Below are 26,929 nucleotides of genomic sequence, written 5' to 3' on the forward strand. Positions count from 1 at the left end.
TGGGTCGCGGACTGGGTCACAGGGAGCCTCCGGGGACGAGAGCGAGCGCGCGCCGGGTGGCGGCGGCGTTGGACAGGTGGACCTCGGCGCCGGCGTCGGCGAGCGCCTGCGCCTGGCGCTGGAGGCCCTGCGGGTCGGCCGAGGTGCCGACGCAGGCGACCACGACGGGTACGTCGCGTGCCGCTCGCGCCGCGGCGATGGCCGGCGCCAGGTCGGCAGCCGGGTCGTCCTGGGCGCCGTGGCCGAGGACGACGTCGAGCAGCACGACGGCGGTCTCGGGGTCCTGCGCCACCTTGGTGAGCTGGTCGAGGCGGAGCGTCGGGTCGATCATCGGGTGCGCCCGGCCTCGGGTGAGGCCGTCGTCGCCGAAGTCGATCATCAGGTGGCCCGGCGCGGTCAGGTCCGAGCCGAGGGCGAGCTCGGGGGAGAGCGGGATGTTGCTGCGGATCCCGCCGAGGGACTCCGCGGCGATGAGCATCGCCTCGTCGCAGAGCGTGCCGCCGACGAACAGGCCGCGCAGCGCGGAGCCGCCGACCGACGTCGCGGGCGAGCCCCACGTGGGCCACTCCGGCACGGCTACCCCGAGGTCGGCCAGGAGGCGCTCGACCTGGGTGGTGATGTCGGGCTGGCCGGCGCCCAGCAGCGCGAACCGGACCGGCGTGCCCAGCCCGGCGGCGTACTCCTCCACCGCGGCGGCGACCTCGGCGGCCGGCGGCTTGGAGACCACGATGACCTGCTCGATCGTCGGGTCGGCGTCGAGGCGGTCCAGGGCGGTCATCGTGGAGATGCCGCCGATCGCGGACGACAGGTCGCGCCCGCCGACGCCGAGCGCGGCGGAGACGCCGACGCCGGCGTGGTCGAGCAGCGCGAGCACCTGCTGGCAGCCGGTGCCGGACGCGGCGACGATGCCGACGCGGCCGGGCTCGGTCGTGTTGGCGAAGCCGAGGCCCACACCGCCGACGACGGCGGTGCCGCAGTCCGGGCCCATCACGAGCAGGCCGCGGTCGCGGGCGATGCGCTTCATCGCCAGCTCCTGCTCGACCGGCACGTTGTCGCTGAAGACCATGACGTCGGAGCCGGCGTCGATGGCGTCCATCGCCTCGACCAGCGCCGAGGCGCCGGGGACGGAGACGAGCGCGAGCCCGCCGCCGGCGCGACGCAGGGCAGACCCGGTCGTGCGCGGCGCCGCGAGGGTGGTGCCGCCACCGCCCGCGGCACCCTTGCGGGCCGCGGCCAGGGCCGCGTCGACCGCGGCCAGCGCGGCGGGCACGACGCCCTCGTCGTCGACGCGGAGCGCGACCACCATGTCGTTGGGGGAGGCCGGCGGGAGCGTGAAGCCCATGCCGGCCAGCACCTCCAGGTTCAGCTCGGTCGCCATCGCCACCTGGGCGGCGACGACGCCCGGCGTGGCGGCGACGTCGCGGCTGACCTGCAGCAGGGCGACGCTGTCGGCGTACGCGCCGGCGCGGATCTCGACGTGCTCGACTGTCATCGAGTGGTTCCTCCGTGTGAGGTGGATGTGGCGGGGGACGTGGTCGTGGGAAGAAGGGAGCGGGTCAGCTGCGGAGCGCGAGGGTGGTCCCGAGGAGCATCCCGGCGCCGGAGGTGTGGCCCACGGCGAGCAGCCGGTGGGCCGCGGCGGGGACGTCGCGACCGGTGGCGAGGGCCAGCAGCAGCGACCGGAACTCCGGGATGCACCCGCCCTCGACGGCCTCGAGCAGCAGGGTCGCGGACAGGGCGGTGGTGCGGCGGGCCGAACGGCGTACGGCGTCGGCGACCGCGTCGCGCGGGCGGCCGGCGCCGCGGGCGGCCACGAGCCACCCGGCCACGACGTCGTCGCCGACCGGCGTGAGGCCGTCCCCGCGGCCGAGCAGGGACGCGACCGCGTCGGGGTCGCCGGCAGCGAGCGCCTCGAGCGCCGCGGCGGGCAGCTGGTCGCGGGCGGGGCCGAGGTCCGGCGCGACCGCCTCGAGGCGGGCGGCGGCCTCCGGCGGGAGCGCAGGCAGGTCGGTGGGGACAAGGCGGTCGACGGACACGCTCAGGCCGGCGACGTGGAGGGCACCGTCGGCGACCTCGGCCGGAGCCCCGACGGCGACGTCGGGCAGGCGGCTGAGCGCGGTGGCGATGGTCGCCGGCACGTGCACGGCCCCGCGTGCGGCCACCCCGACGACCCGGTCGCGGAGGCGGACGTAGATCGCGGACGCCCCGGCGTGGACGACCTCTCCGGTGCCCGGCTCCTCGTGCAACCGGCGCCGGAGGGCGGCGGTCCCGGCCCCGGCGACGCGGGTGCGGGGCGAGGTCGACAGTGGCACCTCTCGGACGCTAACGGATGAACTAGGGTGCGCCGAATGGTGAGCCTTGCCAACCCCGACCGAGGCGGGGAACAGAAGTTGACATCGGGTCCACCGGTGTCGACGGACGACGCGACCCAGCAGTCGGACCAGCAACCGGACCAGCAGCAGGATCCGGCGCCGGCGCCGCTCGACCCCGACGACCTGGCCGAGGACCTCGCCCAGCAGGTGCTCGCCAACGCCGACCTCGGCCAGATCGTCGACGCCATCGCGTCCGCCCTGCGCGCGGACGCCGCGGTCACGACCACCGACGGCCGGGAGCGGGTCACGCGGCTCTCCGAGGACCGTCGCGCCGACCTGGCCGCCGGCGACCTGCTCGACCACACCGGCCGGGTGCGCGTCGAGCGGCTCGACCCTCAGGGCACCCTGCTCGCCGGCGGCGCGCGCGTCCACCGCCTCCCGGTCGCCACCCCGATGCAGCCGCTGGGGCACCTCGTGCTGATCGTCGAGCGGGAGCTCAGCGCGGTCGAGGCGGTCGCGCTGCGGCGCGCCGGGCTCGCGGTCGCCCTCTCGATCAGCCGGGAGCAGGCCGTGTCGGCGGTGGAGAACAAGTACCGCGGCGACTTCCTGCGCGACGTGCTGCTCGGGCGGGCCGGCTCGGAGGAGTTCGTGCGCGAGCACGTCGCGGGCTTCGGCTGGGACCTCGGCGGCCCCTCGATCGTCGTCGTCGCGCAGCTGGACCCGCAGCCGGCCGGCGAGCCGTCCGGCACGGTCGAGGAGCAGCGGCAGTGGCAGGAGCGGTTCGCCGACGCCTGGCGGCAGGTCGTGGGCGGGGTCTCGCGGTCGGTCCCGGTCGCCGACTTCGGCTCCGAGGTGGTCACGGTCCTCCCGGCGGACGGCAGCCAACCCGGCTCGGACGTGGTCATGCGCCTGGTCCGGGCGGTCGCGGGGGACAAGGGCGGCGGCCGGCGACCGTTCTCGGTCGGCGTCGGGCGGGCCGCGAGCGACGTGCGCGGCCTGCCGGAGAGCTACGCGCAGGCCTACCGCGCGGTGGCCGTCGGACGCCGGGTGCGCGGCGGCGGGACCACGACGTGGTTCGACGAGCTCGGGCTGCACCGGCTCATCGCGATGGTCCCCGACGACGTGGAGCTGCGTGCCTTCGCGGTCGACGTGCTCGGCGAGCTGGCCGGGCAGGGCGAGGAGGCGGCGGCCCTGCGCGAGACGCTCCAGGTGCTGCTGTCGACGAACTTCAACGTCGCCGAGGCGGCGCGGCTGCAGTTCTTCCACTACAACACCATCCGCTACCGCGTGACCAAGCTGGAGCGGCTGCTGGGCCCGATCACCTCCGACCACAACCTGCGCCTCGACGTGGCCGTCGCGCTCAAGGTCCTGGAGGTCGTCGGCGGCTGAGACCCAGCCGAGCAGACGACCGCCCCCAGGCCGTAGGCATGATCTGTCGACGTTCCCGGCACCCTTTCGGCGGAACTGGCCAGTGAGGGTGTGGTGTGGGCCTCAATAGGCTCGCTCTCTCTCGGTTCCACCGCTGGCGAAGGGAACTTCCGCATGTCGATGTTCAAGTGGACGCAGGTCGATCCTGCGCCCGGTGAGGCTGTCGGGCCGCAGGAGCGGCTCAGCTGGGGGAAGACCGTCGGCCTCGGCGCCCAGCACGTGGTGGCGATGTTCGGCGCCACGTTCGTCTTCCCGCTCATCATGGGTCTGGACGCGAACCTCGCGATCCTGTTCTCCGGTGTCTGCACGATCCTGTTCCTGCTGGTCGTCAACAACAAGGTGCCCAGCTACCTCGGCACGAGCGGCTCGTTCGTGTCCGGCGTCTTCGCCATCCGCGCCCAGGGCGGCGACTCCGCCGACGTGACCGGCGCGATCCTCATCGCCGGTGTGATCCTGGCGCTCGTCGGCGTGGCCGTGCACTTCCTCGGCTCGGGTGCCCTCAAGCGCCTCCTGCCGCCGGCCGTCACCGGCGCCGTGGTCATGCTGATCGGCTTCAACCTGGCCCCGGTCGTGGCCAACACCTACTGGCCCCAGGACCAGTGGATCGCGCTCGCGACCGCCGCGTTCGTCGTGGTCGCCACCGTGCGGTTCCCCGGCTTCTGGTCGCGGATCTCGATCTTCCTGGCCCTGATCTTCGGCTACGTGCTGTCCTTCCTGGCCGACACGATCTTCGGCCAGATCACCTCGCCCGACGGCACCGGTGAGGTCGTCACCCGCGACCGGATCAACCTGACCGGCCTCGGCGACGCCGCCTGGTTCGGCCTGCCCACCGGTGACCTGGCCGACGGCGTCAGCAAGGTCCACGCGCCCGACTTCTCGCTCACCTTCGCGCTCCTGGTCATCCCGGCCGTGATCGCGCTCATCGCCGAGAACACCGGCCACGTCCGCGCCGTCGCCGAGATGACCGGCGACGACCTCGACCCGTACATGGGCCGCGCGCTCGGCGCCGACGGTGTCGCCACGGCGTTCGCCAGCGCCTTCGGTGCGTCCCCGACCACGACGTACGCCGAGAACATCGGCGTCATGTCGGCCACCCGGGTCTACTCGACCGCGGCCTACTACGTGGCCGCCCTCGTCGCGATCATCCTCGGCCTCTGCCCGAAGTTCGGCGTGCTCCTCAACGCCATCCCCGGCGGGGTCCTGGGCGGCATCACCGTGGTGCTCTACGGCATGATCGGTCTCATCGGCGCCAAGATCTGGGTGGACAACCGGACCGACTTCGGCAACCCGCTCAACATGGTGCCGCTGGCCGCCGGCCTCATCGCCGGCATCGGCAACGTGACCCTCAAGATCGGCGACGACTTCGAGCTCAGCGGCATCGCGCTCGGCACGATCATGGTCATCGTCTTCTACCACCTGGTGAACGTCGGTCGCCCCCGCGGCGAGCAGGTCCGCGCCAGCGACGTGACGCACACGCACTGACGGCTCCGGCGGGCCGGCCGGGCAGCACGCCCGGACCGGCCCGCCGGGCCCCCTCTCGGAACAGCAATCGGAAAGGCCGGCTCCCCTCGTGAAACCCACGGCGTTCGACTACGCCCGTCCGGAGACGTTGGAGGAGGCGGTCCAGGCCCTGGGCAGCCACCCCGACGCCAAGGTGCTCGCCGGTGGCCAGAGCCTCGTGCCGCTGATGTCGATGCGCCTGGCTGCTCCGGCGCTCATCGTCGACATCAACCACCTGCCCGGGCTCGACCACGTCACCGCCGACGCCTCGGGCGTCCGGATCGGTGCCCTGGCCCGCCACGCCGACGTCCTGGCCTCCGCCGACGTACGCCGCGTGCAGCCCCTCGTCTCGCTCGCGCTGGCCAACGTCGCGCACCCCACCATCCGCAACCGCGGCACCACCGTCGGCTCGATCGTCCACGCCGACGCCGCCGCCGAGATGCCGATGGTCCTGCAGCTGCTCGGCGGCAGCGTCGACGTCGTCGGCTCGGGCGGTCGCCGCACGATCACCGCCGACGAGCTCTACGTCGCGCCGCTCGAGTCGAGCCTGGCGCACGACGAGGTCGCCGTCGAGGCGTTCTTCCCCGCGCTGCCCGCCGGCTCCGGCGTGGCCTTCGAGGAGATCTCCCGCCGCCACGGCGACTACGCGATGTGCGGAGTCGCCGCCGTCGTCGCCGTCGAGGACGGCCGGGTCACCTCGGCCCGCGCCGGCTACCTCTCGGTCTCCGACGTGCCGACGGTCGTCGACCTGACCGACGCGCTCGGCGGCTCCGTCGACGAGGCCGCGCTGGCCCGGGCCGCCGAGGCGGCCCTCGCGCAGCTCGAGCCGGAGACCGACATCCATGCCACCGCGGCGTACCGCGCGCACCTGGCCAAGGTGCTGACCGCGCGCGTGCTGACCGCGGCCCACGACCACGCTCGGGAGGAGTGACCGTGGCTGAGAACACCGCAGCAGGAACCGCTGAGAGGACCCACGACGTCCGGCTCGAGGTGAACGGCGTGACCCACGAGGTCACCGTCCCCGCCCGCCGGCTGCTGTCCGACGCCCTGCGCCACGAGTGCGGCCTCACCGGCACGCACGTCGGCTGCGAGCACGGCGTCTGCGGCGCGTGCACCGTGCTGGTCGACGGCCGGCCCGTGCGCAGCTGCCTGATGTTCGCGGTCACCGCTCAGGGCAGCGAGATCACCACCGTCGAGGGCCTCGCCGAGCCCGACGGCTCGCTCAACCCGGTCCAGCAGGCGTTCCGCGAGTGCCACGGCCTGCAGTGCGGCTTCTGCACCCCGGGCTTCCTCACCACGGTCACGGCGGGCATCAAGGAGAACCCGTGCCCGACGCACGAGGAGGCCCGCGAGATGGTCGCCGGCAACCTCTGCCGCTGCACCGGCTACCAGAACATCGTCAAGGCCGTCGAGCGCGCGGCGGAGATCGCCCGCGGCGACACCCCCTCCGCCCCCGCGCCGGACGGTGACGACGGCGGGCTCGAGGCGGCGACCGGGGAGACCGAGGTCGCCCGCGACGACGACGCATCGACGACGGGACTGGGCGCATGACCACGAAGCTGATGGGTGAGGCCGTCCAGCGGGTCGAGGACGACCGGCTGGTGCGGGGCGGCGGGCAGTACGTCGACGACATCGATCTCGACGCGCTCCACATCGCGGTGCTGCGCAGCCCGCACGCGCACGCCCGCATCATCTCGATCGACGTCGACCCGGTGCTGGACATCGAGGGCGTCCACGCGGTGTGGACCTACGACGACCTCGAGGGCGCGATGGCCGAGCCGCTGCCGCTGCTCATCCCGCACCCGACGCTGACCCACGGGCGCACGCAGTACGCCCTGGCCCGCGACGAGGTCAACTACGTCGGCGAGGCGATCGCGATGGTCGTCGCCGACGACCGCTACCTCGCCGAGGACGCCGTCGCGCAGATCGCGGTCGAGTACGAGCTGCTGCCCGCCGTCGTCGGCGTCGAGGCCGCCCGGGCGGCGGAGAACCTCGTCCACGACGACGTCCCCGGCAACATCGCCGCCCGCTCGGAGCAGAGCAACGGCGACGCGGAGGCCGCGATCAAGGCCGCCCCGCACACGCTGTCGTTGGACCTCGACATCGAGCGCAGCGCCTGCATGCCGATGGAGGGCCGCGGCGTCACCGCGCGCTGGGACACCGCCAACGGCCGGCTCCAGGTGTGGACCTCCACCCAGACCTCGACCGGCGTCCGCGCCGCGGTCGCCGCCAAGCTCGGCCTCGACCTGCTCCAGGTCGACGTCATCACCCCCGACGTGGGCGGCGGCTTCGGCGTCAAGATCAACCACCCCTGGCCCGAGGAGCTGCTGGTCTCGCTCGCAGCGCAGCGGCTCGGTCGCCCGGTGAAGTTCACCGAGGACCGTCGCGAGCACTTCATCTCCTCGGCCCACGAGCGCGCCCAGCTGCACCACGTCGACGTCGGCTTCGACGACGAGGGCCGCCTGCTCGGGCTCGACGTGCGGTTCTGGCACGACCACGGCGCCTACACGCCGTACGGCCTGATCGTCCCGATCAACGCCTCGACCCAGCTGGTCGGGCCCTACAAGACCGGCCCCTACCGGGTGACGTTCGACTCGCTCTACACCAACACCGTCATCGTCACCCCCTACCGCGGCGCCGGCCGGCCGCAGGGCTGCTTCGTGATGGAACGGACGATGGACGCGATCGCGGCGTACCTCGGCAAGGACCGCGCCGACGTCCGCGAGGTCAACCTGATCCAGCCCGACGAGTTCCCCTACGACCACGGCCTGGTCTTCCAGGACGGTCGCGAGACGATCTACGACTCCGGCGACTTCCCGACGATGCTGCAGAAGATCAAGGCGCTGGTCGGTTGGGACGACTTCGAGTCCTACCGCGCCGAGATGGCCGCGCAGGGCCGGCGGGTCGGCATCGGCCTGGCGGCGTACGTCGAGGGCACCGGCGCCGGGCCCTACGAGGGCGCGCACGTCAACATCGAGAGCTCCGGCAAGGTCAAGGTCGCCACCGGTCTGACCAGCCAGGGCCAGGGCCACCAGACCGCGTTCGCGCAGATCGTGGCCGACGAGCTCGGCGTGCCGTTCGAGGACGTCGAGATCACCACCGGCGACACCCGCCGCATGGCGTACGCCGTCGGCACCTTCGCCTCCCGCGCCGCCGTCATGAGCGGATCGGCGATCCACCTGGCCGCCAAGAAGGCCAAGGAGAAGGCGCTGCGGATCGCCTCCGACGCGCTCGAGGCGGACCCCGAGGACCTGCAGATCGTCGACGGGGTCGTGTCGGTCAAGGGGTCCCCGGGCACCTCCATCAACCTCGGCACGGTCGCGGTGCTCTCCAACCCGCTGCGCTACGCCTTCGACGAGGCGTCCAAGGCCGCCACCCAGTTCTCGGTCGGCGACGCGACCAAGCCGCCGGTCGCCGAGGGTGACGAGCCGGGCCTGGAGGGCAAGGACTTCTACTCCCCGACCCGCTCGACCTTCGCCTCCGGCATGCACGCCGTCATCGTCGAGACCGACCCCGACACCGCAGAGATCACGATCCTGAAGTACGCCGTCGTCCACGACTGCGGCACCGTCATCAACCCGATGATCGTCGAGGGCCAGATCCACGGCGGCGTCGCGCAGGGAATCGGTGGGGCGCTCTACGAGAAGATGGCCTACGACGAGTCCGGCCAGCTGCTCAACGCGTCCTTCATGGACTTCCTGATGCCCTACGTCACCGAGGTCCCGGACGCGATCGACGTCGACCACCTCGAGACCCCGTCCCCGCTCAACCCCCTGGGCATCAAGGGCGCCGGCGAGGCCGGCGTCATCCCCGGGTCGGCCGCGATCGCGGCTGCCATCGAGGACGCCGAGGGGCTCCCCATCACCGCCATGCCGATCTCGCCGTCGGAGCTCTTCGAGCTCCGCGCGCAGCACGCCGTGGCCGCCACGACTCCTGAGGAGAACTGATGAAGATCGCCGGCCAGAACACCATCGCCGCCCCCGTCGACAAGGTGTGGGAGGCACTGCTGGACCCGCGCGTGCTGGTCGCGACCATCCCCGGCTGCGAGCAGCTCCAGACCACCGGTGAGAACGCGTACGCCATGACGGTCACCGCCGGCGTCGCCGCGATCAAGGGCACCTACCAGGGCGCCTGCACGCTCTCGGACCTGAAGCCGCACGAGTCGCTGACCATGGGCCTCAAGGGCGCCGGCGCGCCGGGGACGATCGACGCGACCGTCGGCGTGCGCTTCGAGGCGCAGGGCGACCAGACCCTGCTGTCCTACGACGCGGACGCGGTCGTCGGCGGGATGGTCGGCGGCGTCGGGCAGCGGATGCTCACCAGCGTCTCGCGCCGGATGGCTGCGGAGTTCTTCGGCAACGTCGAGAAGGTCATCGCCAACGGCCTGCCCGCCGAGGCCGCTCCGGCTGCTGCCCCGGCCGCGGGTGGCGGCGAGGTGGCCGCGGCCGGCGCCGCGCCGGCCGAGCAGACCGTCTTCGCCGCCACGCCCGCCGCCTCGCGCGGCGCGGCCGCCGGTGGCGACCAGTCGTTCCTCGCCGGGGTCGCCCTCGGTGGTGCGCTGGTGCTCGCCGGCGTCGTCGTGGGCGGGCTGCTGGGCCGTCGCCGATGAGCTCCAGCCCGGTCTCGGTCGACTCCACCGCGCGGTCGATGGCCGCGGCCGTCCGGGAGCGCGAGATCTCCGCGCGCGAGCTGCTCGACCTCCACCTCGAGCGGATCGCCGAGCGGAACCCCCAGCTCAACGCGGTCGTCTCCCTCGACGAGGAGCGGGCCCGCGCGGGCGCCGCGGCCGCCGACGAGGCGCTCGCCCGGGGCGAGCGGGTCGGGCCGCTGCACGGCCTGCCGTTCGCCTTCAAGGACACCCACGCCGTGGGCGGGTGGCGGACGACGTACGGCTCGACGCTCCGCGCGGACCACGTCCCCGACGCCGACGAGCTCATCGTCGAGCGGGTGCGTCGCGCCGGTGCGGTGACGGTCGGCAAGACCAACGTGCCGGAGTTCGCGGCCGGGTCGCACACGTTCAACAAGGTCTTCGGCACGACGCTCAACCCGGTCGACCCCTCGCGGTCGGCGGGCGGCTCGTCCGGCGGCGCGGCGTGCGCGCTGGCCGCCGGCATGGTGCCGCTCGCGGACGGCTCGGACATGGGCGGCTCGCTGCGCAACCCCGCGTCGTTCTGCGGCGTGGTCGGCATGCGGCCGAGCCTCGGCCGGGTGCCGGAGTGGCCGCTCTACAACCAGTGGGAGACCACCTCGGTGGGCGGCCCGATGGCCCGCAACGTCGCCGACCTGGCGCTGCTGCTGTCCGTCATGGCCGGCCCCGACCCGCGGGCGCCGCACGCCCTGGGTGACGCCGGCTCGTCCTTCGCCGACCCGCAGCCGGCCACGCTCGGCGGGCTGCGCGTCGCGCTGAGCACCGACCTCGGCGGCGCCTTCGAGGTCGACCACGAGGTCGCCGGCGTCGTCGAGGCGACCGGTCGCGCGCTCGCGGGTGCAGGCGCCAGCGTGGCGGGGGAGCACCCCGACCTCGGGCTCGCCGAGGACACCTTCCGCACGCTGCGCGCCTGGCACTTCCAGGCGAAGCTCGGCGCCCTGCTCGCGGAGCACCCGGAGGCGTTCAAGCCCTCGCTGGCCGACAACATCCGGGCGGGGGAGTCCCTCACCGGCGCCGACGTCGCCCGTGCCTACACCCAGCGCACGGCCCTGTCGGAGACGATGCGCGAGTTCTTCACGGCGTACGACGTGCTGGTGCTGCCGGTCTCGCAGGTGCCGCCGTTCCCGGCGGACCAGGAGTTCCCCTCGGCCATCAACGGCAAGCCGATGGAGACCTACCTGGACTGGATGCGCTCGGCGTACTTCATCACCGTCACCGGCTGCCCGGCCATCTCCATCCCTGCCGGCCGCACCCGCGACGGCCTCCCCGTCGGCGTGCAGCTCGTCGCCCCCCACGGCGCCGACCTGCGCCTGCTCGAGGTCGCCCGGGCCGTCGAGGCCCTCGTCAGCCCCACCGCTGGTTGATCTGCTCGAAATCGCTCACGCTGCGACGTCAGCATCCCAAGTCAACTTGGGATGCTGACGCTTCGCGGCTGTTGCGGAGGCCGCGAAGCGTCGGCATCCGCCGTGGAGTGCCGCCGGGAAGGCTCAGCCGGGCGGCGCCGGTGGCCCGGTGAGGGCGCGAGGCGACGGTGACGTCCGCCGTGGTTGCATGACCGCATGCGGGACCCGCTCGGCAGCCTGGACACCACGGCGCTGAGCGGGCCGCTCGAGCCGGTCGGGCCGGGGGACGCCGCAGCGCAGGACCGTCGGCGTCGCTCGTCCTCCCGGTCCGCACGGTCGATGGCGCTCTTCGTCGCCGCGTGCGTCGTCCTGGTGACGGCCGTGGTGGTCGCGGCGATGGCGGCGCGCAGCGACACCAGCCTCGGCGAGGCGGCCGGTGATCCCGTCGTCCTGGGATCGCTCGCAGCCGCGGTCGTCCTGGGCCTCCTGGTGTGGCTGGGCCTGTCCTGGGCGTCCCGGAGCGCTGACCGACGGTCACGGCGGCTCACGGCGTTCGCCGAACGCAACGGGATGACCTACCAGCACCATCGCGACCAGGCCGAGCTCCTCCCGCCGACCGCCTTCTTCGTGCAGATCTTCGGCGAGCCGCAGCGCAGACTGGTCAGCGACGTCGTCGTCGACCACCGCACCCGCCACGTCGAGCACGGCCAGGCCACGGTGATGCGCGGCGGCGACGAGAACGGCGCGATGCGGGAGCCGTGGGGGTACGTCGCCGTGCGCACGGCGGTCCCGTTGCCGCACGTCGCGATCCTCCGCCGGCGGGGGCTCCGCCGCCGCGTGCGCCGCTTCCGGGGCCTGCGCGACCTGCAGCGCGGCCTGCCCCGGCTGCCCGGCTTCGACCGGCGGTTCGTCGTGCTGTGTCCCCCCGAGCACGAGTCCGACGTCGCCGCCATCGCCACCCCGGACCTCCTCGACCGCTGGGCGGAGGGCAGCTTCGACGTCGAGATCCTCGGCTCGTGGCTGGTGCTCTTCCGCCGCCGTCCCGTCGTCACGCTGAAGCCGAAGCGGTGGCGTGAGCTCGCCGCCATGACGTCCCTGCTCGACGCCCGCCTGACCGACTGGGAACGCCGGGCAGCCCTGCCCCCGCTGGTTGAGCAGTGAGGGCCGCCAGGCCGGAGCGTGTCGAAACCCGGTGACGTGCCCAGAGTCGTGCGTGGGTGCGGGGGTTTCGCCATGGCTCGCTGGCGCTCGCCTGCTCAACCAGCGGCCGGGCTCGCCGGCGCTCGCTTCTCGACCAGCCGAGGCGGGCTGGCAGGATCTGACCACGATCAGACGTTCTGTCGGCAGACCACGACATCGTGCGGGCCGGGTCGGTCGAGTTGAATGTCCGTCATGACAGCGAGGCGGATGAGGATCGGCATCGACACCGGCGGCACGTTCACCGATGTCGTGGCCTTCGACGAGGACAGCGGCGCGGTGGTCACCACCAAGACGCCGAGCACGCCGGGCAACCCGGCGGACGGCTTCCTGGCCGGCATCGACAAGGTGCTGGACCTGGCCGGGGCGAGCTTCGACGACGTCGTCGCGGTCAGCCACGGCACGACGGTCGCGACCAACCAGCTCCTCGAGGGCAAGGTGGACGCGCTGGGGTTCATCACCACCGAGGGCTACGAGGCGATGCTCGAGATCGCCCGCCAGTCGGTGCCGGACGGCTACGGCAACTCCTACTTCTGGGTCAAGCCGGACCGGATCGTGCCCCGTGACCTGGTCAAGGGGGTCGGCGGCCGCCTCGACCACACCGGCGCGGAGATCCGCCCGTTCGACGAGGACGGCGCGCGCACCGTCGCCCGCTGGTTCAAGCAGCAGGGCATCGACACCCTCGGTGTCTGCTTCCTGCACGCCTACGCCAACCCCGTCCACGAGGAGCGGATGCGCGAGATCCTCCTCGAGGAGCACCCCGAGGCGGTCGTCTCGATCTCGAGCGAGGTGCTGCGCGAGTACCGCGAGTACGAGCGCTCGATGACGACCCTCGTCGACGCTGCGGTGAAGCCGAAGCTCTCCCGCTACGTCAACAACATCAAGGACCGCCTGGCCGCGCAGTCCGGGCGGACCATCCCGTTCTACGTGATGAAGTCCAACGGCGGCGTGCTCTCGGCCGACGAGGTCGTGCACCAGCCCATCACCACCGTGCTCTCCGGCCCCGCGGCCGGCGCGCTCGGCGCCGCGCTCATCGCGAAGGTCGCGGGCTTCGACAAGGTCCTCACCTCCGACGGCGGCGGCACCTCGACCGACGTCTCGGTCGTCATCGACGGCGAGCCCACGCTGACCACCGAGGGCAGCGTCGGCGTCTACCCCTCGAAGATCCCCATGATCGACGTCGTCACCGTCGGCGCGGGCGGCGGCTCGATCGCCTGGCTCTCGCCCGAGGGCACCCTCAAGGTCGGCCCGCACAGCGCCGGCGCCGACCCGGGCCCGATCTGCTACCGCAAGGGCGGCACCGAGGTCACCATCACCGACGCCCACGTCTTCCTGGGCCGGATCCCCCCGCACCTGCTCGGCGGCGAGATCCCGCTGGACGTCGACTCGGCGTCCGCGGCGATCCGCGAGCTCGCGGCGAAGCTGGAGATCACCCCGGAGGCCTGCGCCACCGGCATCCTCGAGATCTCCGCGTGGAACCAGGCCAACGCGCTGCGCCAGGTCACGGTCAAGCGCGGCCTCGACGTCCGCGACTTCACGCTGACCACCTTCGGCGGCTCCGGCTCGCTGCTGCTGTGCCGCCTCATGGACGTGCTCGGCGTGCCGACCGTCCTGGTCCCGCCGAACCCGGGCAACGTGTCGGCGTTCGGCCTGCTGACCGTGGACGTCAAGAACGACTACGTGCAGACCCACGTCGCCCTCCACGAGGACCTCGACCCGACCGCGCTCCAGGCGGAGTACGACGTGCTCGCCGAGCGCGCCGCCGCGGCGCTGGCCAAGGAGGGCTTCGCCCCCGAGCAGCACGTCTTCGTGCGCACCGCGGACGTCCGCTACTTCGGCCAGGCCTTCGAGGTCCGCGTCGCGGTGCCGGACGGCCCGCTGACCCCCGAGACCCTGCAGACCGTCGCGGACCGGTTCCACGCCGAGCACCACACGCTCTACGGCTACGACTTCGCGCAGGACCCGACCCAGCAGGTCGAGGTCGTCAACCTCCGCGTCTCCGGCGTCGGCCCGATCAAGCGCCCGGAGATCCCGAAGGCCTCCAGCGACCAGTCCGCGCCGCAGCCGACCGGCAACCGCCAGGTCTGCTTCGACGCCGAGGCCGGGTACGTCGACACGCCGGTGTACTGGCGCCCCGACCTGCCCGCCGGGCAGGAGCTCGTGGGCCCGGTGATCATCGAGGAGTTCGGCTCGACCGTGCCCATCCACCCCGGCTTCACCGCCCGGGTCGACGACTACGCCAACATCGTGGTGACGAGGAGCGACGCATGACCACCGACACCCACCCGGGCACCTTCGCCGGGGCACCGGACCTCGGCAGCAGCCGGGCACCGACCCAGTTCCCCTTCGGCGCGCTGACCGACGACGCCGGCCGCAGCGCGGACCCGGTCCTCGTCGAGATCGTCCAGGGCTCCCTGGCCGCGGTCGAGCACGAGGTCGAGACGGCCATCGCGCGCACCAGCCGCAGCCCGATGATCCGCGACGCGCACGACTTCCGCGCGGGCATCCACGACCGCAAGCTGCGCAAGCTCACCGGTCGCTCCTACTCGGCGCTCGTGCACCCCGTGGCGCGCGACTTCCCGCTGGAGGAGATGAAGGAGGGCGACGTCTTCTTCCACAACGACGTCTACATGTCCGAGGGCGGCATCGGCCACCTCCCGGACCTGTGCGTCACCGTGCCGGTCTTCGCCGGCCCGGAGGGCGACCGTCGCGTCGTCGCGTTCGTCCAGGCCTTCGGCCACCACGACGACATCGGCGGCGCCGTGCCGGGCTCGATGCCCTCGCACGCCACCAGCGTCTACGAGGAGGGCCTCGCGGTCCCCCCGATCAAGCTGTGGGACGCCGGCGTCCCGAACCGCTCGGCGCTCGCGATCATGACCCGCAACTCGCGCATGCCCGAGTCGCTGGCCGCGGACCTCGACGCCGAGTGCTCGGCCTGCCTCATGGGTGCCCGCCGCCTCGGCGAGCTGTTCGACCGCTACGGCATCGAGACCGTCGAGGCCTGCTTCGACGCGATCATCGACCGCTCCACCGAGACCTACCGCCGCGAGATCCTCTCCAAGATCCCGGTCGGCACGTGGACGTGGGAGGACTACGCCGAGCACGACGGCGTCGACGACCCGCAGCTGCACACGCAGCGGATCACCCTGACCCGCACCGCGGCCGACGACCCCGAGGGCGAGCGCCTCGTGCTCGACTTCGCCGGCACGTCCCCGCAGGCCAAGGGCCCGATCAACCACTGCGGTGACTACTCCGACGGCGTCTTCCTGAAGAAGTGGCTCGCGCCGATCCTGCGCAACCTCGCCGACACCCCCGAGCGGATGGCCGAGCTCGACGTCAACGAGGGCGTGGTGCCGCTCATCGAGATGCGCTTCCCGGAGAAGGGCACGCTGCTCACGCCGATCTTCCCGGCGCCGACCAACGCCCGCACCTTCGTCATCCTCCGCCTGCTCGGCGTGCTGGCCGGCGTGATCGCCAAGGCGGTCGACGGCAAGATGCCGGCCGACCAGGAGACGATCCGCTACACCGGCGTCTACGGCGAGGACCTCGAGGGCCGCCCGTACCTCATGCGCGAGGTGCTCGGCGGCGGCTCCGGCGGTCGCTACTACGCCGACGGCGAGGACACCATCCACGTCGTCCCGGACAGCCGGAACCTCCCGACGGAGTTCACCGAGTCCCGCTTCCCGTTCATCGTCGAGTCCCTCAGCCTCGCGGTGGACTCCGGCGGCGCCGGTCAGTTCCGCGGCGGCCTCGGCTACGAGAAGCACATCCGGATGCTCAAGGACGCCCACTTCATGTCGATCGCCGACCGGTCGATCCTGGCGTGCTGGGGCGTCAAGGGCGGCAAGGCCGGCACGCCGTTCCAGGTCGTCATCGACGCGGGCGGCCCGAACGAGCGCGAGGTCGACGCGCTGGCCGATGCCGAGGAGGTCAAGGCCGGCGAGGTCATCCGCATCCGCACCACCGGTGGCGGCGGCTGGGGCAACCCGCTCGACCGCGACCCGGAGCTCGTCGTCCGCGACGTGCGTTGGCGCAAGGTGTCGACCGAGGCGGCGCTCGCCGACTACGGCGTGGTGCTGACCGGCTCGGTCGACGACGACACGCTGTCGTACGACGCCGAGGCGACCGCCGCGGAGCGGGCCGGCCGGCCGGCGCCCGAGGTCGAGGACGCGTTCTTCGACCGCGGCCCGGGCTACGGGACGCTCGCCGGGGGCGCGGCCTCCGCCGAGGTCGACCACCTCTGAGTCGAGGACTGGAACGCTGATGCACGTCGCCGTCCTCGGCGGGACCGGCAAGACCGGTCGCGCCGTGGTCGCGGCACTGGCCCAGGGTGGCGTGTCCGCACGCCCCCTGGGCCGGTCCGCGTTCGAGGACCTGCCGGCCGCGCTCTCGGGGGCCGACGCCGTCCACGTCATCGCGCCGAACCTCTACGCCGACGAGCCGGCGTACGTCGCCTCCGTGCTCGCGGCCGTGCACGAGGCCGGGGTCGGCCGGCTGGCCTACCACTCGGTGGCCTCGCCCTACGCGCCGTCGATGCCGCACCACCTCGGCAAGGCGGTCGCCGAGGACCTGGTGCGCCGCTCGGGCCTGCGCTGGACGATCCTCCAGCCCTGCGCCTACGTGCAGAACTTCGTCGCCGCGCTCCGCGCCCTGCCCGCCGACGGCGGCGACCTCGAGGTGCCGTACGCCGTCGACACCCCCTTCGGCCTGGTCGACCTCGACGACGTCGCGGCGGCCACGGCCGTGGTGCTGACCGAGCCCGGCCACGAGGGTGCGACCTACGAGCTCGGCGGTCCGGCCACCGTGACCGTCGCCGACGTGGCCGCCGCGGCGAGCGAGGTGCTCGGCCGCCCGGTCACCGCGCGGCGTACCGATCCCGGAGCCTGGCGCGGCGACGGGCTCGACGACCGCGAGCGGACGTGGCTGCGGGCGATGTTCGCCTACTACGACGACCACGGCCTGCCGACCGGCCCGCTCCCGCTCGCCGCGCTCCTCGCGACGGCCGGGCGGACGCCCACCGCGGTCGGTGCCACCCTGGCCCGGGAGCTCGCTGGCACAAGTTGACATCGCTCGTGCTCGGGTTCGGCCGATCCGCACGATGAACGCAGGTGAGGCCGCTCACTAGGTTCGTTGCATGAGAATCCTCCTCGCGCTCGGCGGCAACGCGATGACGTCGCCCGACGGCAAGGCCCGCCCGGAGGACCAGATCGCGGCCGCGGAGAAGGCCATGGAGGCCGTCGCGGACCTCGTCGCCGAGGGCATCGACGTGATCGTCACCCACGGCAACGGCCCTCAGGTCGGCAACCTCCTGGTCAAGAACGAGGTCGCCGCGCACGTCGTCCCGCCGGTCCCGCTCGACTGGTGCGGGGCGCAGACGCAGGGCACGATCGGTGACATCCTCGTCAACGCCCTCGACCGCGCCCTCGCGCTGCGCGGCATCAGCCGCCCCGCCGCCGCCCTGGTCACCCGCACCCGTGTCGACGCCGACGACCCCGCCTTCAGCAAGCCCAGCAAGCCCGTCGGCCGCTACCTGCCCGCCGACGAGGCGCAGCGGATGACGGAGCACGGCGAGACCTGGGAGGACCGCGGCGAGCGCGGCTGGCGACGTGTCGTCGCCTCGCCCGAGCCGCTCGAGGTCCTCGACGCCCCCGCGGTCGTCGCCCTGGTCGACGCCGGCTTCGTCGTGGTCGCCAACGGCGGCGGCGGCATCCCGACCGTGCGCCGTGACGACGGGTCGCTGACCGGCGTCGAGGCCGTCATCGACAAGGACCTCGGCGCGGCACTCCTCGCCCGTGACATCGAGGTCGACATGCTCGTGATCGCCACCGACGTGGCGCACGCCGTCCTCAACTTCGGCACCCCGGAGGCCGAGGACGTCGGCGAGGTCACGCTCACCCAGATGCGTGAGCACGCCGCCGCCGGGCACTTCGCCGGTGGCTCCATGGGCCCGAAGGTCGACGCCGTCTGCCGGTTCGTCGAGCACTCCGGGCGGCCGGGCGTCATCACCGACCTCGGCACCATCGTCGCGGCCGCCAACCGCACCGCCGGGACGATCGTCGTCCCCGACCGAAAGGAAGCCTGACCCATGCCTTCTGCCATCGAGGTCCGCAAGGTCCCGATCCACTCCGTCGCCGACGCCTCGGAGCTGGCCAAGCTCATCGACGAGGGCGTCTTCGCCGCCGACCGCGTCATCGCGATCATCGGCAAGACCGAGGGCAACGGCGGTGTCAACGACTACACGCGGATCATCGCCGACCGCGCCTTCCGCGAGGTGCTCGTCGAGAAGGGCGCCCCGGCCGACCAGGTCAAGCAGGTCCCGATCGTGTGGTCGGGTGGCACCGATGGTGTCATCAGCCCCCACGCCACGATCTTCGCGACCGTCGATGTCCCCGAGGACGACCCGACCCGCCAGGAGCAGCGCCTGACCGTGGGCTTCGCGATGAGCGAGCCGATCCTCCCCGAGGAGATCGGCTACGTCGCGATGATCAAGAAGGTCGCCGACGGCGTGAAGGTCGCGATGGAGCGGGCCGGCATCTCCGACCCCAAGGACGTCCACTACGTCCAGACCAAGACCCCGCTGCTGACGATCCACACCATCCGCGACGCCCACAGCCGCGGCAAGGAGGTGTGGACCGAGCACACCCACGAGTCGATGGACCTCTCCAACGGCGTCACCGGCCTCGGCATCGCCGTCGCGCTCGGCGAGATCGACATGCCGTCCGACGAGGACGTCATGAAGAACCGCGACCTCTACTCCGCGGTCGCCTCCTGCTCCTCCGGTGTCGAGCTCGACCAGGCCCAGATCGTCGTCGTCGGCAACGCGACCGGCGTCGGCGGCCGCTACCGCATCGGCCACTCGGTCATGAAGGACGCCCTGGACCAGGACGGCATCTGGGCGGCCATCAAGAGCGCCGGCCTCGACCTGCCCGAGCGCCCGCACCACACCGACCTCGACGGCAAGCTCGTCAACGTCTTCCTCAAGTGCGAGGTCTCCGGCGACGGCCAGGTCCGCGGCCGCCGCAACGCGATGCTCGACGACTCCGACGTGCACTGGCACCGCCAGATCAAGGCCACCGTCGGTGGCGTGACCGCTGCGGTCACCGGCGACCCGGCCGTCTTCGTGTCGGTCTCCGCCGCCCACCAGGGCCCCGACGGCGGCGGCCCGGTCGCCGCGATCGTCGACCTCGGCTGACCTCGACCGACCTGAGCACCCCGCTCCACCCTGTTCCACCCGGAGGGCCCGACCGCGACCGCGGTCGGGCCCTCCGTCGTCAGGTCGACCGCAGCGGCGAACGGACCGCGCCGGCCGCGCACGCGATGACCGCCACCGCGCCGAGGCCGGTGCGCCAGCCGACCGCCTCGCCGAGCAGCAGGGCGGCCCACAGCAGGCTGAGCACCGGCTGCACGAGCTGCACCTGGCTGACCTGGGCCATCGGACCGAAGGCGAGGCCGCGGTACCACGCGAAGAACCCGAGGAACATGCTCACCGCAGCCAGGTAGCCGAACGCCGCCCACTCCGCCGGCGAGCCCTCCGGCGGCCGGCGCACCACGGCGACGGCGGTCAGCACGACCATGAGCGGCGCGGCCACGAGCAGCGCCCACGACACCGTCTGCCACGAGCCGAGCTCCCGGCTGAGCAGCCCGCCCTCGGCGTACCCCACCGCCGCGGCCAGCACCGCCCCGAGCAGCAGCAGGTCCGCGACGTGCAGCCCGCCGCCGGTGCCGCCGGCGGTCGCGAACCCGACGGCCGCCACCGCCCCCGCGGCGGAGAACGCCCAGAACCGCGGCGTCGGCGACTCCCCGGTGCGCAGCACGGCGACGACCGCCGTCGCGGCGGGCAGCAGCGCGATGACGACGGCGCCGTGCGAGGCCGGCACGGTGGTCAGGGCGTACGTCGTCAGCAGGGGGAACCCCACGACGACCCCGCCTGCGACGACCGCGAGCCGCGTCCACTGCCGGCCTACGGGCCGGGCGGCCCGGGCGAGGCCGAGGGCCGCGGCGGCGAGGAGGGCCGCGACGACCGCGCGCCCGGCGCCGATGAGCAGCGGGGACAGCCCGCCGACGGCGACGCGGGTGAGCGGCACGGTGAGCGAGAAGGCTGCGACGCCGAGGGCGCCCCAGGCGAGGCCCGCGGCAGGGACCGCCGGCGGTGCGGGTATCGGGCGGCTCGTCGGCCGAGTAGCGCTACCGTTGTCCGTCATGGATCACGGTAGCAGTACGCGGATCGTCCAGGTGCTGCGCGACCGGATCCGGTCGGCGGTGCCCGGGTCGCGACTGCCCTCGACCCGCGAGCTCGTGGTGGAGCACGCGGCGAGCCCCGTGACGGTGCAAAGGGCGCTGCGGACGTTGGCCGCCGAGGGCCTGGTGGAGACGCGGCCCGGGGTCGGCACGTTCGTGCGGGCGCCGCGGTCGCTGCGGGCGCCGGACCACGGCTGGCAGACCGGTGCGCTCGGCGCCCCGCGGGCGACGCTGCCCCGGGTGGCCGGTGCGATGCGGGTGGCGCCGGAGGGCGCGGTGGCGCTGCACTCGGGCTACCCGGAGCCGGGCCTGCTGCCGGAGCGGCTGGTGCGCTCGGCGCTGGCCCGGGCCGCCCGCGGCTCGGCGGCCACGACCCGCCCGCCGGCGGCCGGGCTGGCGGACCTGCGGGCGTGGTTCGCGGCCGACCTCGCGGCAGCCACACCCGCCGATCGACCCGCCCCGACCCCCGCCGACGTGGTGGTCGTGCCTGGCACCCAGAGCGGACTGACGACGGTGTTCCGGGCTCTCGTGCCGGCGGGCGGTCCGCTGCTGGTCGAGTCCCCGACGTACTGGGGTGCGGTCCTCGCCGCCGCCCAGGCCGGCGTGCGCCCCGTGCCGGTCACCGGCGACGCCGACGGGCTCGACCCCGGCGAGCTGGACCGGGCGCTGCGGACGACCGGCGCGCGGGCCGTCTACGTGCAGCCGACCTGGGCGAACCCGACCGGCGTGCAGTGGTCGTCCGAGCGGTCCGCCGCGGTGCTGGAGGTGGTCCGGCGGCACGGGGCGTTCCTCGTCGAGGACGACTGGGCGCACGACCTCGGCATCGACGCCGACCCGCGTCCGCTGGCCGCCCAGGACGACGCCGGCCACGTCGTGCACGTCCGATCGCTGACCAAGAGCGTGTCGCCGGCCGTGCGGGTCGGCGCGCTGGTCGCGCGCGGACCGGTCCGCGCGCGGCTGCTGGCCGACCGGGGCGCGGAGTCGCTCTACGTCAGCGGCGTGCTGCAGCAGGCCGCGCTCGAGGTCGTCACCGACCCGGGCTGGACGACCCACCTGCGCCGGCTCCGGCCGCGGCTGCGCGAGCGGCGCGACCTGCTGGTGGCCGCGCTGCGCGAGCACGCCCCCGCGGTCGACGTCGCGGTCGTGCCCACCGGTGGGCTGCACCTGTGGTGCCGGCTGCCCGACGGGTCCGACGTGGGCCGGGTCGTCGCCGCGTGCGAGGCGCGCGGGGTGTGGGTCGCGCCGGGGGACGAGTGGTTCCCGACCGAGCCCGCGGCGGCGTACGTCCGGCTGAGCTTCACCGCCGACGACACCTCTGGGTACGCCACCGCCGCGCGTGTCCTGCAGGAGGTCGTCGCGGACAGTCCGTGACGTTCGGCCGGTGGATCGGGCCGAAACCCCTGCCGAACGTCACGGACTACCCCGGGACCGGCCGCGATTCTGTGGACAACGGAGTCCGGGCGGGCTCAGTCCTCGTCGAGCCAGGCGCGGACGGACTCGTTGTGCTGGCCGAGGGTGGGCGGGGCGACGTGCTGCTCGCGACCGCCGGAGTAGGCGTTGTCGTCGAACCGCAGCGGGGAGCCCGGGAGCTGGATCGCGCCGAGCGTGGAGTGCTCGACGTCGAGCAGGAGCCCCTGGGAGAGCGTCTGCTCCCAGGAGTAGACGTCGTCGAGCGAGCGGACCTTGCCGGCCGGCACGCCCGCGGCGTCGAGCCGCGCGAGCGCGGTCTCGGCGTCGATGTCGGCGAGCAGGCCCTCGACGGTCTCGATGAGCGCGTCGCGGTTGGCCACCCGCTCGGCGTTGGTCGCGAAGCCCTCGCCGGCGGGGTCGATGCCGAACTCCTTCGCGAACGCCTGCCACAGCTTCTCCGAGCCGCACGCGATCTGCACGGGAGCAGTGGCGGACCTGAACATGCCGTACGGCGCGATGGAGGGGTGGTGCCCGCCCGCAAGGCCGGGGACCTCCTTGGCGACGGTCCACTTGGTGCCCTGGAAGGCGTGCACGCCGACCATGCCGGCGAGCAGCGAGGTGTGCACGACACGGCCCTTGCCGGTGCGCTCCCGCTCGTAGAGCGCCGAGACGACGCCGTATGCACCGTTCATGCCGGCAAGCAGGTCCGCGATCGGCACGCCGACCTTCGTCGGCTCGCTGAGGCCGGTCAGCGACATCAGGCCGCCCTCGCCCTGGGCGATCTGGTCGAAGCCGGAGCGGTTCGCCTCGGGCCCGTCGTGGCCGAAGCCGGTGATCTGCAGGACGATCAGCCGCGGGTTGATCTCGTGCAGCCGCTCGACCGGGAAGCCGAGGCGGTCGAGCACGCCGACGCGGAAGTTCTCCATCAGCACGTCGGCCCGCGCGACCAGCCGCGCCAGGACGTCCTGGTCGGCGGGGTCCTTGAGGTCGAGGGTGATCGACTCCTTGTTGCGGTTGGTCGAGAGGAAGTACGTCGACTCGCGCGACGCCCCGGTCTCGTCGGCGTCCTCGGGGTCGACGAACGGCGGGCCCCAACCACGCGTGTCGTCGCCGGTCGGGCTCTCCACCTTGATCACGCGGGCGCCGAGGTCGCCCAGCATCATCGCGGCGTGGGGGCCGGCCAGGGCGCGGGTGAGGTCGAGCACCAGGACGTCGTCGAGCATCGCGGACATGGGCCTGACGCTACTTCCAGCACCCGGGCCGCTGAATGGCAACTCCTGCCACGCTGCCCCGCGGCCGGTGTCAGGTGGCACCGGCCGCGGGGTCGGGGTGGGGTCAGGAGCGGCAGATCGCGATCTCGACCGCCTTGCCCACCGCCGCCAGCATCGACAGCTCGGTCGGCAGCGCGTTGACCGTGACGACCGCCCAGCGACCGTCGCCGGTCGCGAGGTTGCGGGTCTCGAAGCCCTGGATGTCGCCGCCGTGGCCCCAGCCCGGTACGCCGCAGGGCAGGGTGTGGCGGGCCAGGCCCAGGCCGTAGCGCCAGGCCGGGTCCAGCTCGAAGTCGGGCGCCTCCACGGTCTGCTTCATCGCGGCGAGCTGGGCCGGCGGCAGCAGGTCGCCGCCGAGCAGGGCGGCCATGAATCGGCCGAGGTCGCGCGGGGTCGAGACCAGCTGGCCGGCCGCCCAGCCGAGCGAGGGGTCGATCCGGGTGAGGTCGTGCCACTCGCCGCCCGGCTCGTCGGCGTGGTAGCCGTGCGGGTGGGTGCCGCGGATGCGCTGCTCGCCGGCCTTGGGCCAGTAGGTGTCGCGCAGGCCGAGCGGGGCGATGATCCGGCGCTGCACCAGCTCGCCGATCGGGCGGCCGGTGACGCGCTGGGCGAGCAGCCCGAGCAGGACGTAGTTGGTGTTGCTGTAGGCCCAGCCCTTCCCGGGCGCGAACTGGCGGCGCTCGGCGAGGGCGGCGTCGACCAGCTCGTGCGGCTCGAAGTAGGTGTGCGCGATCGAGCGCAGGTCGTCGCCGCCGTCGATGACGATCGAGTCGTAGTCGGGCAGGCCGCTGGTCTGCTGGAGCAGCTGCCGGACGGTGATCCTGCGCCCGTCGCCACCGGGGCCACGGACGAAGCCGGGCAGGTACTTCTCGACCCTCGCGTCGAGCTCCACATCGCCCTCGGCGACCAGCTGCAGCACGAGCACGGCGGTGAACATCTTCGTGTTGCTGGCGATCCGTACCCGGCCGTCCTTCGGCATCGGGGCGCCGGTGCGCAGGTCGCCCGCGCCGGCGCGGTAGGTCCGCACCTTCCCGTCCTTGCCGCGGACGGTGATCGTCGCGCCCGGGAAGCCGGCCTTCTCGACCAGGCGGTCGACCTGGCGCTGCACGGCCGCGACCCGTCCCGCCTCGCCGGTCGTGGCCGGTGCCGGTGCTGGCGCCGGTGCCGGCGCCGGGGCGGGCGCGGCGCCGGTGGGACCGGCGAGCAGCGAGGCGGGGAGGGCGGCCAGCAGGCCGGCCGCGAGCAGGGTGTGGGTGGTCCTCGTCGTGCGTCGCCGGGTCGTCGTGGGGGTGGTCGTGCGGGTCATCGTGGGGCTCCCGAGGTCGGTGGATGGGATGCCGTCGACGCTAGGGATTCGACGCCCTCGCCATCGAGCGCCGAAGGGACCAACCCCGCACTTGCGTCTTTCGATGGAGGCGGGTCCTGCGCCGCCCGTCCCGGGGTCGGCCACAACCGCGCAATTGCGCGGAGGTCTCGGGCCTGAGGGTGGGCGGGTGACGACTCAGTCCGGCAGCCGCACGAGCCGGTTCTGGTAGGCCCAGACGGCGGCCTGGAGCCGCGACCGGACACCGAGCTTGGGAAGGACCCGGGCGAGGTGGGACTTGACGGTGGAGACCTCGAGCACGAGCTCGCGGGCGATCTCGTCGTTCGACATCCCCTGGGCGAGCAGGAGCACGATGTCGAGCTCGCGCGCGGTCAGCAGGTCGGTGCCCCGGGCGGCGGTGACCGGCTGCGCGCGGCGCCGGGCCAGCACCTCGCCGACGACCCGCTTGGTCAGGCTGTCGTGCAGGGTGCCGTTCCCCGCGGCCACCGACCGGACCGCCCGGACGAGCACCTCCGGCTCGGCGTCCTTGAGCTGGAAGCCCGCGGCGCCGGCCTCGAGCGCTCCGAAGAGGTAGTCGTCGATCTCGAACGTCGTCAGCACCAGCACCGGCACGGGGTCCTCGACCCCGGGCCCGGCGAGCTCCCGGGTCGCTGCGATCCCGTCGAGGACGGGCATCCGGAGGTCCATGCAGACCACGTCGGGCCGCAGCCGGCGCGCGAGCTCGACCGCCTCGCGGCCGTCGGCGGCCACCCCGACGACCTCGAGGTCGGGCTCGGCGCCGAGCAGGGTCGTGAGGCCGGCGCGGACCAGCGCCTGGTCGTCGGCCACCACGACACGCACGCTCGCGGCGCTCATGGGGCCTCCCTCTCGCGCGGCAGCACCAGCCGCACCTCCCAGCCGCCGTCGCCGGTCGGGCCGGCGTCGACCCGCGCGCCGGTCAGCCCGGCCCGCTCGCGCATGCCGACCAGCCCGAACCCACCACCCGCCACCGGGTCCGGCTCCCCGACCGCGGGCCCGTTCCGGACCACCAGCGTCACCTCGGCCGGGTCGCGCGCGTCGAGCGTGACCGTGCAGGCCGCGCCGGGCGCGTGCCGGCCCGCGTTGGCGAGCGCCTCCCGGACCACGCGGTACGCCGCCAGCTGGGCCAGCGGTCCGACCTCCCGGTCCGCGGCCGAGGCGTCGCCGCGGACCGTCCACGTGACCTCCCGCCCGATGGCGACCACGTCGGCCACGAGGTCGGCGATCCCGCCGAGCGTCTCGGGCCGCGCACCGCCACCGCCGTCCCGGTCGCGGAGCAGCCCGACCAGGCTGCGCAGGTCGCGCAGCACCGACGTGCTCTGGCGGCGCACCTGCCGGGCCGCCTCCCGGGCGCCGTCGGGGTCGGTGGCCACCTGGCGCTCGAGCGCCGAGGCAGCGATCGCGATGCCGGACAGGTGGTGCGCGGCGATGTCGTGCAGCTCGCGGGCCATCGCGGTCCGCTCGCGGTCCAGCGCGGCCTGCACCAACGCCTCGTGCTCGCGCACCAGCGCTCGCCGCTCGTCCTCGCGGGCCCGTCCGCTCTCGCGCAGCGCGGCCACCCAGCTGGTCACGAGCAGCACCAGCCCGAGCGTGCTCGTGGCCTGGAGGGCGGCCACCCCGAGCGCCGGCCAGGGCTCGAGCCCACCGTCCACCGCCGCGATCGTCCCGGCCACGGTCATCAGCACGGCGACCGCTGCGAGCGTCGGAACGAGCCCGCGCAGCGGGTGTGTCGTGCCGGCGACGTACACCCCCACGACCACGGCGAGGGTGGTCAGGCTGGTCGCGTCGCGGCCGCCGGCCAGCGCGGCGGCGACCGGGACCAGGCCGACGGCGAGCAGCACGGCCCGCGGGTGCACGCGGCTCCAGCACAGGGCGAGCGCTTGGGCGAGCAGTCCCGCGACCGTCACCCACCAGGCCGTCCCGCCGGCCTCAGGCAGGCCGGCAGCGGCCTCGCCGCCGGCTCCGCCGAGCAGCAGGACGCCGACGGAGACGAGTGCGCAACCGGCCGCCACGAGGACGGTGCGCCGTGCCGGACGGTCGTGCCGCGACGTACCCACCTCCTCGTCCGGACCCGTGCCGATGCCGGCCCGGGGAGCCTAGCGAGGGCCTCCGACACCGCTCGTGTGTCGCACCTCTCAGCTCCGGACCCTCCCGGACGGGGCACTGACGGCCGTGGGATATGGGCCCGTCACAGTGGGTCGTTGGCAAGCAATCCCTGGCTGAGCGATCAGGAGAACGGC

21 protein-coding genes are annotated in these 26,929 nt (G+C 73.7%); 14 read left to right on the forward strand and 7 right to left on the reverse strand.

Annotated features, from left to right (window positions below; genetic code table 11):
- Nucleotides 1-16 precede the first annotated feature (16 nt).
- Both G6553_RS14595 and G6553_RS14600 read right to left on the reverse strand, forming a co-directional pair.
- Nucleotides 17-1,492, reverse strand: coding sequence for an FdrA family protein (locus tag G6553_RS14595; RefSeq protein ID WP_166194373.1), 1,476 nt, complete (start codon nt 1,490-1,492; stop codon nt 17-19).
- Between the two features lie 64 nt (nt 1,493-1,556).
- Nucleotides 1,557-2,312, reverse strand: a complete 756-nt coding sequence (locus G6553_RS14600) for a DUF2877 domain-containing protein (protein WP_166194375.1) — start codon at nt 2,310-2,312, stop codon at nt 1,557-1,559.
- Between the two features lie 96 nt (nt 2,313-2,408).
- Between G6553_RS14600 and G6553_RS14605 the strand changes: the two genes are divergently transcribed.
- The 13 genes from G6553_RS14605 to G6553_RS14665 all read left to right on the forward strand — a co-directional run bounded on the left by G6553_RS14605 (nt 2,409) and on the right by G6553_RS14665 (nt 19,620).
- The gene (locus tag G6553_RS14605) at nt 2,409-3,701 is read left to right on the forward strand and encodes a helix-turn-helix domain-containing protein (protein ID WP_166194377.1); all 1,293 of its coding nucleotides are present in this window, start codon (nt 2,409-2,411) and stop codon (nt 3,699-3,701) included.
- Between the two features lie 153 nt (nt 3,702-3,854).
- Nucleotides 3,855-5,222 carry a solute carrier family 23 protein gene (locus G6553_RS14610; RefSeq protein WP_166194379.1) on the forward strand — a complete coding sequence of 456 codons (1,368 nt, stop codon included), beginning with the start codon at nt 3,855-3,857 and terminating at the stop codon, nt 5,220-5,222.
- An 88-nt stretch (nt 5,223-5,310) separates the two neighbouring features.
- Nucleotides 5,311-6,171 (forward strand): xanthine dehydrogenase family protein subunit M, encoded by an 861-nt coding sequence (locus G6553_RS22220; RefSeq protein ID WP_166194381.1) that lies wholly within the window; start codon nt 5,311-5,313, stop codon nt 6,169-6,171.
- 2 nt (nt 6,172-6,173) lie between these two features.
- Nucleotides 6,174-6,791 (forward strand): (2Fe-2S)-binding protein, encoded by a 618-nt coding sequence (locus G6553_RS14620; RefSeq protein ID WP_347565723.1) that lies wholly within the window; start codon nt 6,174-6,176, stop codon nt 6,789-6,791.
- Nucleotides 6,788-9,187, forward strand: coding sequence for an aerobic carbon-monoxide dehydrogenase large subunit (cutA, locus tag G6553_RS14625; protein WP_166194385.1), 2,400 nt, complete (start codon nt 6,788-6,790; stop codon nt 9,185-9,187). The genes G6553_RS14620 and cutA overlap by 4 nt, the downstream gene beginning before the upstream one ends.
- The gene (locus G6553_RS14630; protein ID WP_166194388.1) at nt 9,187-9,849 is read left to right on the forward strand and encodes a carbon monoxide dehydrogenase subunit G; all 663 of its coding nucleotides are present in this window, start codon (nt 9,187-9,189) and stop codon (nt 9,847-9,849) included. Before cutA ends, G6553_RS14630 begins: the two co-directional genes overlap by 1 nt.
- Nucleotides 9,846-11,252 carry an amidase gene (locus G6553_RS14635; protein WP_166194391.1) on the forward strand — a complete coding sequence of 469 codons (1,407 nt, stop codon included), beginning with the start codon at nt 9,846-9,848 and terminating at the stop codon, nt 11,250-11,252. Before G6553_RS14630 ends, G6553_RS14635 begins: the two co-directional genes overlap by 4 nt.
- Nucleotides 11,253-11,447: 195 nt before the next feature.
- Nucleotides 11,448-12,392 carry a hypothetical protein gene (locus tag G6553_RS14640; protein ID WP_166194394.1) on the forward strand — a complete coding sequence of 315 codons (945 nt, stop codon included), beginning with the start codon at nt 11,448-11,450 and terminating at the stop codon, nt 12,390-12,392.
- Nucleotides 12,393-12,623: 231 nt separating this feature from the next.
- Nucleotides 12,624-14,699 carry a hydantoinase/oxoprolinase family protein gene (locus G6553_RS14645; RefSeq protein WP_242680476.1) on the forward strand — a complete coding sequence of 692 codons (2,076 nt, stop codon included), beginning with the start codon at nt 12,624-12,626 and terminating at the stop codon, nt 14,697-14,699.
- Nucleotides 14,696-16,672, forward strand: a complete 1,977-nt coding sequence (locus G6553_RS14650) for a hydantoinase B/oxoprolinase family protein (RefSeq protein WP_166194399.1) — start codon at nt 14,696-14,698, stop codon at nt 16,670-16,672. Before G6553_RS14645 ends, G6553_RS14650 begins: the two co-directional genes overlap by 4 nt.
- A 19-nt stretch (nt 16,673-16,691) precedes the next feature.
- Complete coding sequence (locus G6553_RS14655; RefSeq protein WP_166194402.1) at nt 16,692-17,492, forward strand: NmrA family NAD(P)-binding protein; 801 nt, start codon at nt 16,692-16,694, stop codon at nt 17,490-17,492.
- 70 nt (nt 17,493-17,562) lie between these two features.
- Nucleotides 17,563-18,510 carry a carbamate kinase gene (arcC, locus tag G6553_RS14660; protein ID WP_166194405.1) on the forward strand — a complete coding sequence of 316 codons (948 nt, stop codon included), beginning with the start codon at nt 17,563-17,565 and terminating at the stop codon, nt 18,508-18,510.
- Between the two features lie 3 nt (nt 18,511-18,513).
- Nucleotides 18,514-19,620: a ring-opening amidohydrolase gene (locus tag G6553_RS14665; protein WP_166194408.1), complete on the forward strand. Its 1,107-nt coding sequence runs from the start codon at nt 18,514-18,516 to the stop codon at nt 19,618-19,620.
- Nucleotides 19,621-19,699: 79 nt separating this feature from the next.
- Here G6553_RS14665 and G6553_RS14670 read toward each other — a convergent pair whose 3' ends face one another.
- Nucleotides 19,700-20,587 carry a DMT family transporter gene (locus tag G6553_RS14670; RefSeq protein ID WP_347565726.1) on the reverse strand — a complete coding sequence of 296 codons (888 nt, stop codon included), beginning with the start codon at nt 20,585-20,587 and terminating at the stop codon, nt 19,700-19,702.
- Nucleotides 20,588-20,627: 40 nt separating this feature from the next.
- On the opposite strand from G6553_RS14670, the gene G6553_RS14675 reads away from it, so the two are divergent.
- Complete coding sequence (locus G6553_RS14675; protein WP_166194414.1) at nt 20,628-22,037, forward strand: PLP-dependent aminotransferase family protein; 1,410 nt, start codon at nt 20,628-20,630, stop codon at nt 22,035-22,037.
- Between the two features lie 95 nt (nt 22,038-22,132).
- On the opposite strand, the gene G6553_RS14680 is transcribed toward G6553_RS14675, so the two are convergent.
- The 4 genes from G6553_RS14680 to G6553_RS22225 form a co-directional block, all read right to left on the reverse strand.
- A complete protein-coding gene (locus G6553_RS14680; protein WP_166194417.1) occupies nt 22,133-23,308 on the reverse strand; it encodes a CoA transferase in 1,176 nt (391 codons plus the stop codon).
- A gap of 103 nt (nt 23,309-23,411) precedes the next feature.
- Nucleotides 23,412-24,653, reverse strand: coding sequence for a serine hydrolase domain-containing protein (locus G6553_RS14685; protein WP_166194419.1), 1,242 nt, complete (start codon nt 24,651-24,653; stop codon nt 23,412-23,414).
- A gap of 195 nt (nt 24,654-24,848) precedes the next feature.
- The gene (locus tag G6553_RS14690) at nt 24,849-25,526 is read right to left on the reverse strand and encodes a response regulator transcription factor (protein ID WP_166194422.1); all 678 of its coding nucleotides are present in this window, start codon (nt 25,524-25,526) and stop codon (nt 24,849-24,851) included.
- Nucleotides 25,523-26,746 (reverse strand): histidine kinase, encoded by a 1,224-nt coding sequence (locus G6553_RS22225; protein WP_166194425.1) that lies wholly within the window; start codon nt 26,744-26,746, stop codon nt 25,523-25,525. The genes G6553_RS14690 and G6553_RS22225 overlap by 4 nt, the downstream gene beginning before the upstream one ends.
- Between the last annotated feature and the right edge of the window lie 183 nt (nt 26,747-26,929).

The organism is Nocardioides sp. IC4_145 (genome assembly GCF_011250565.1).
Classification (GTDB): Bacteria; Actinomycetota; Actinomycetes; order Propionibacteriales; family Nocardioidaceae; genus Nocardioides.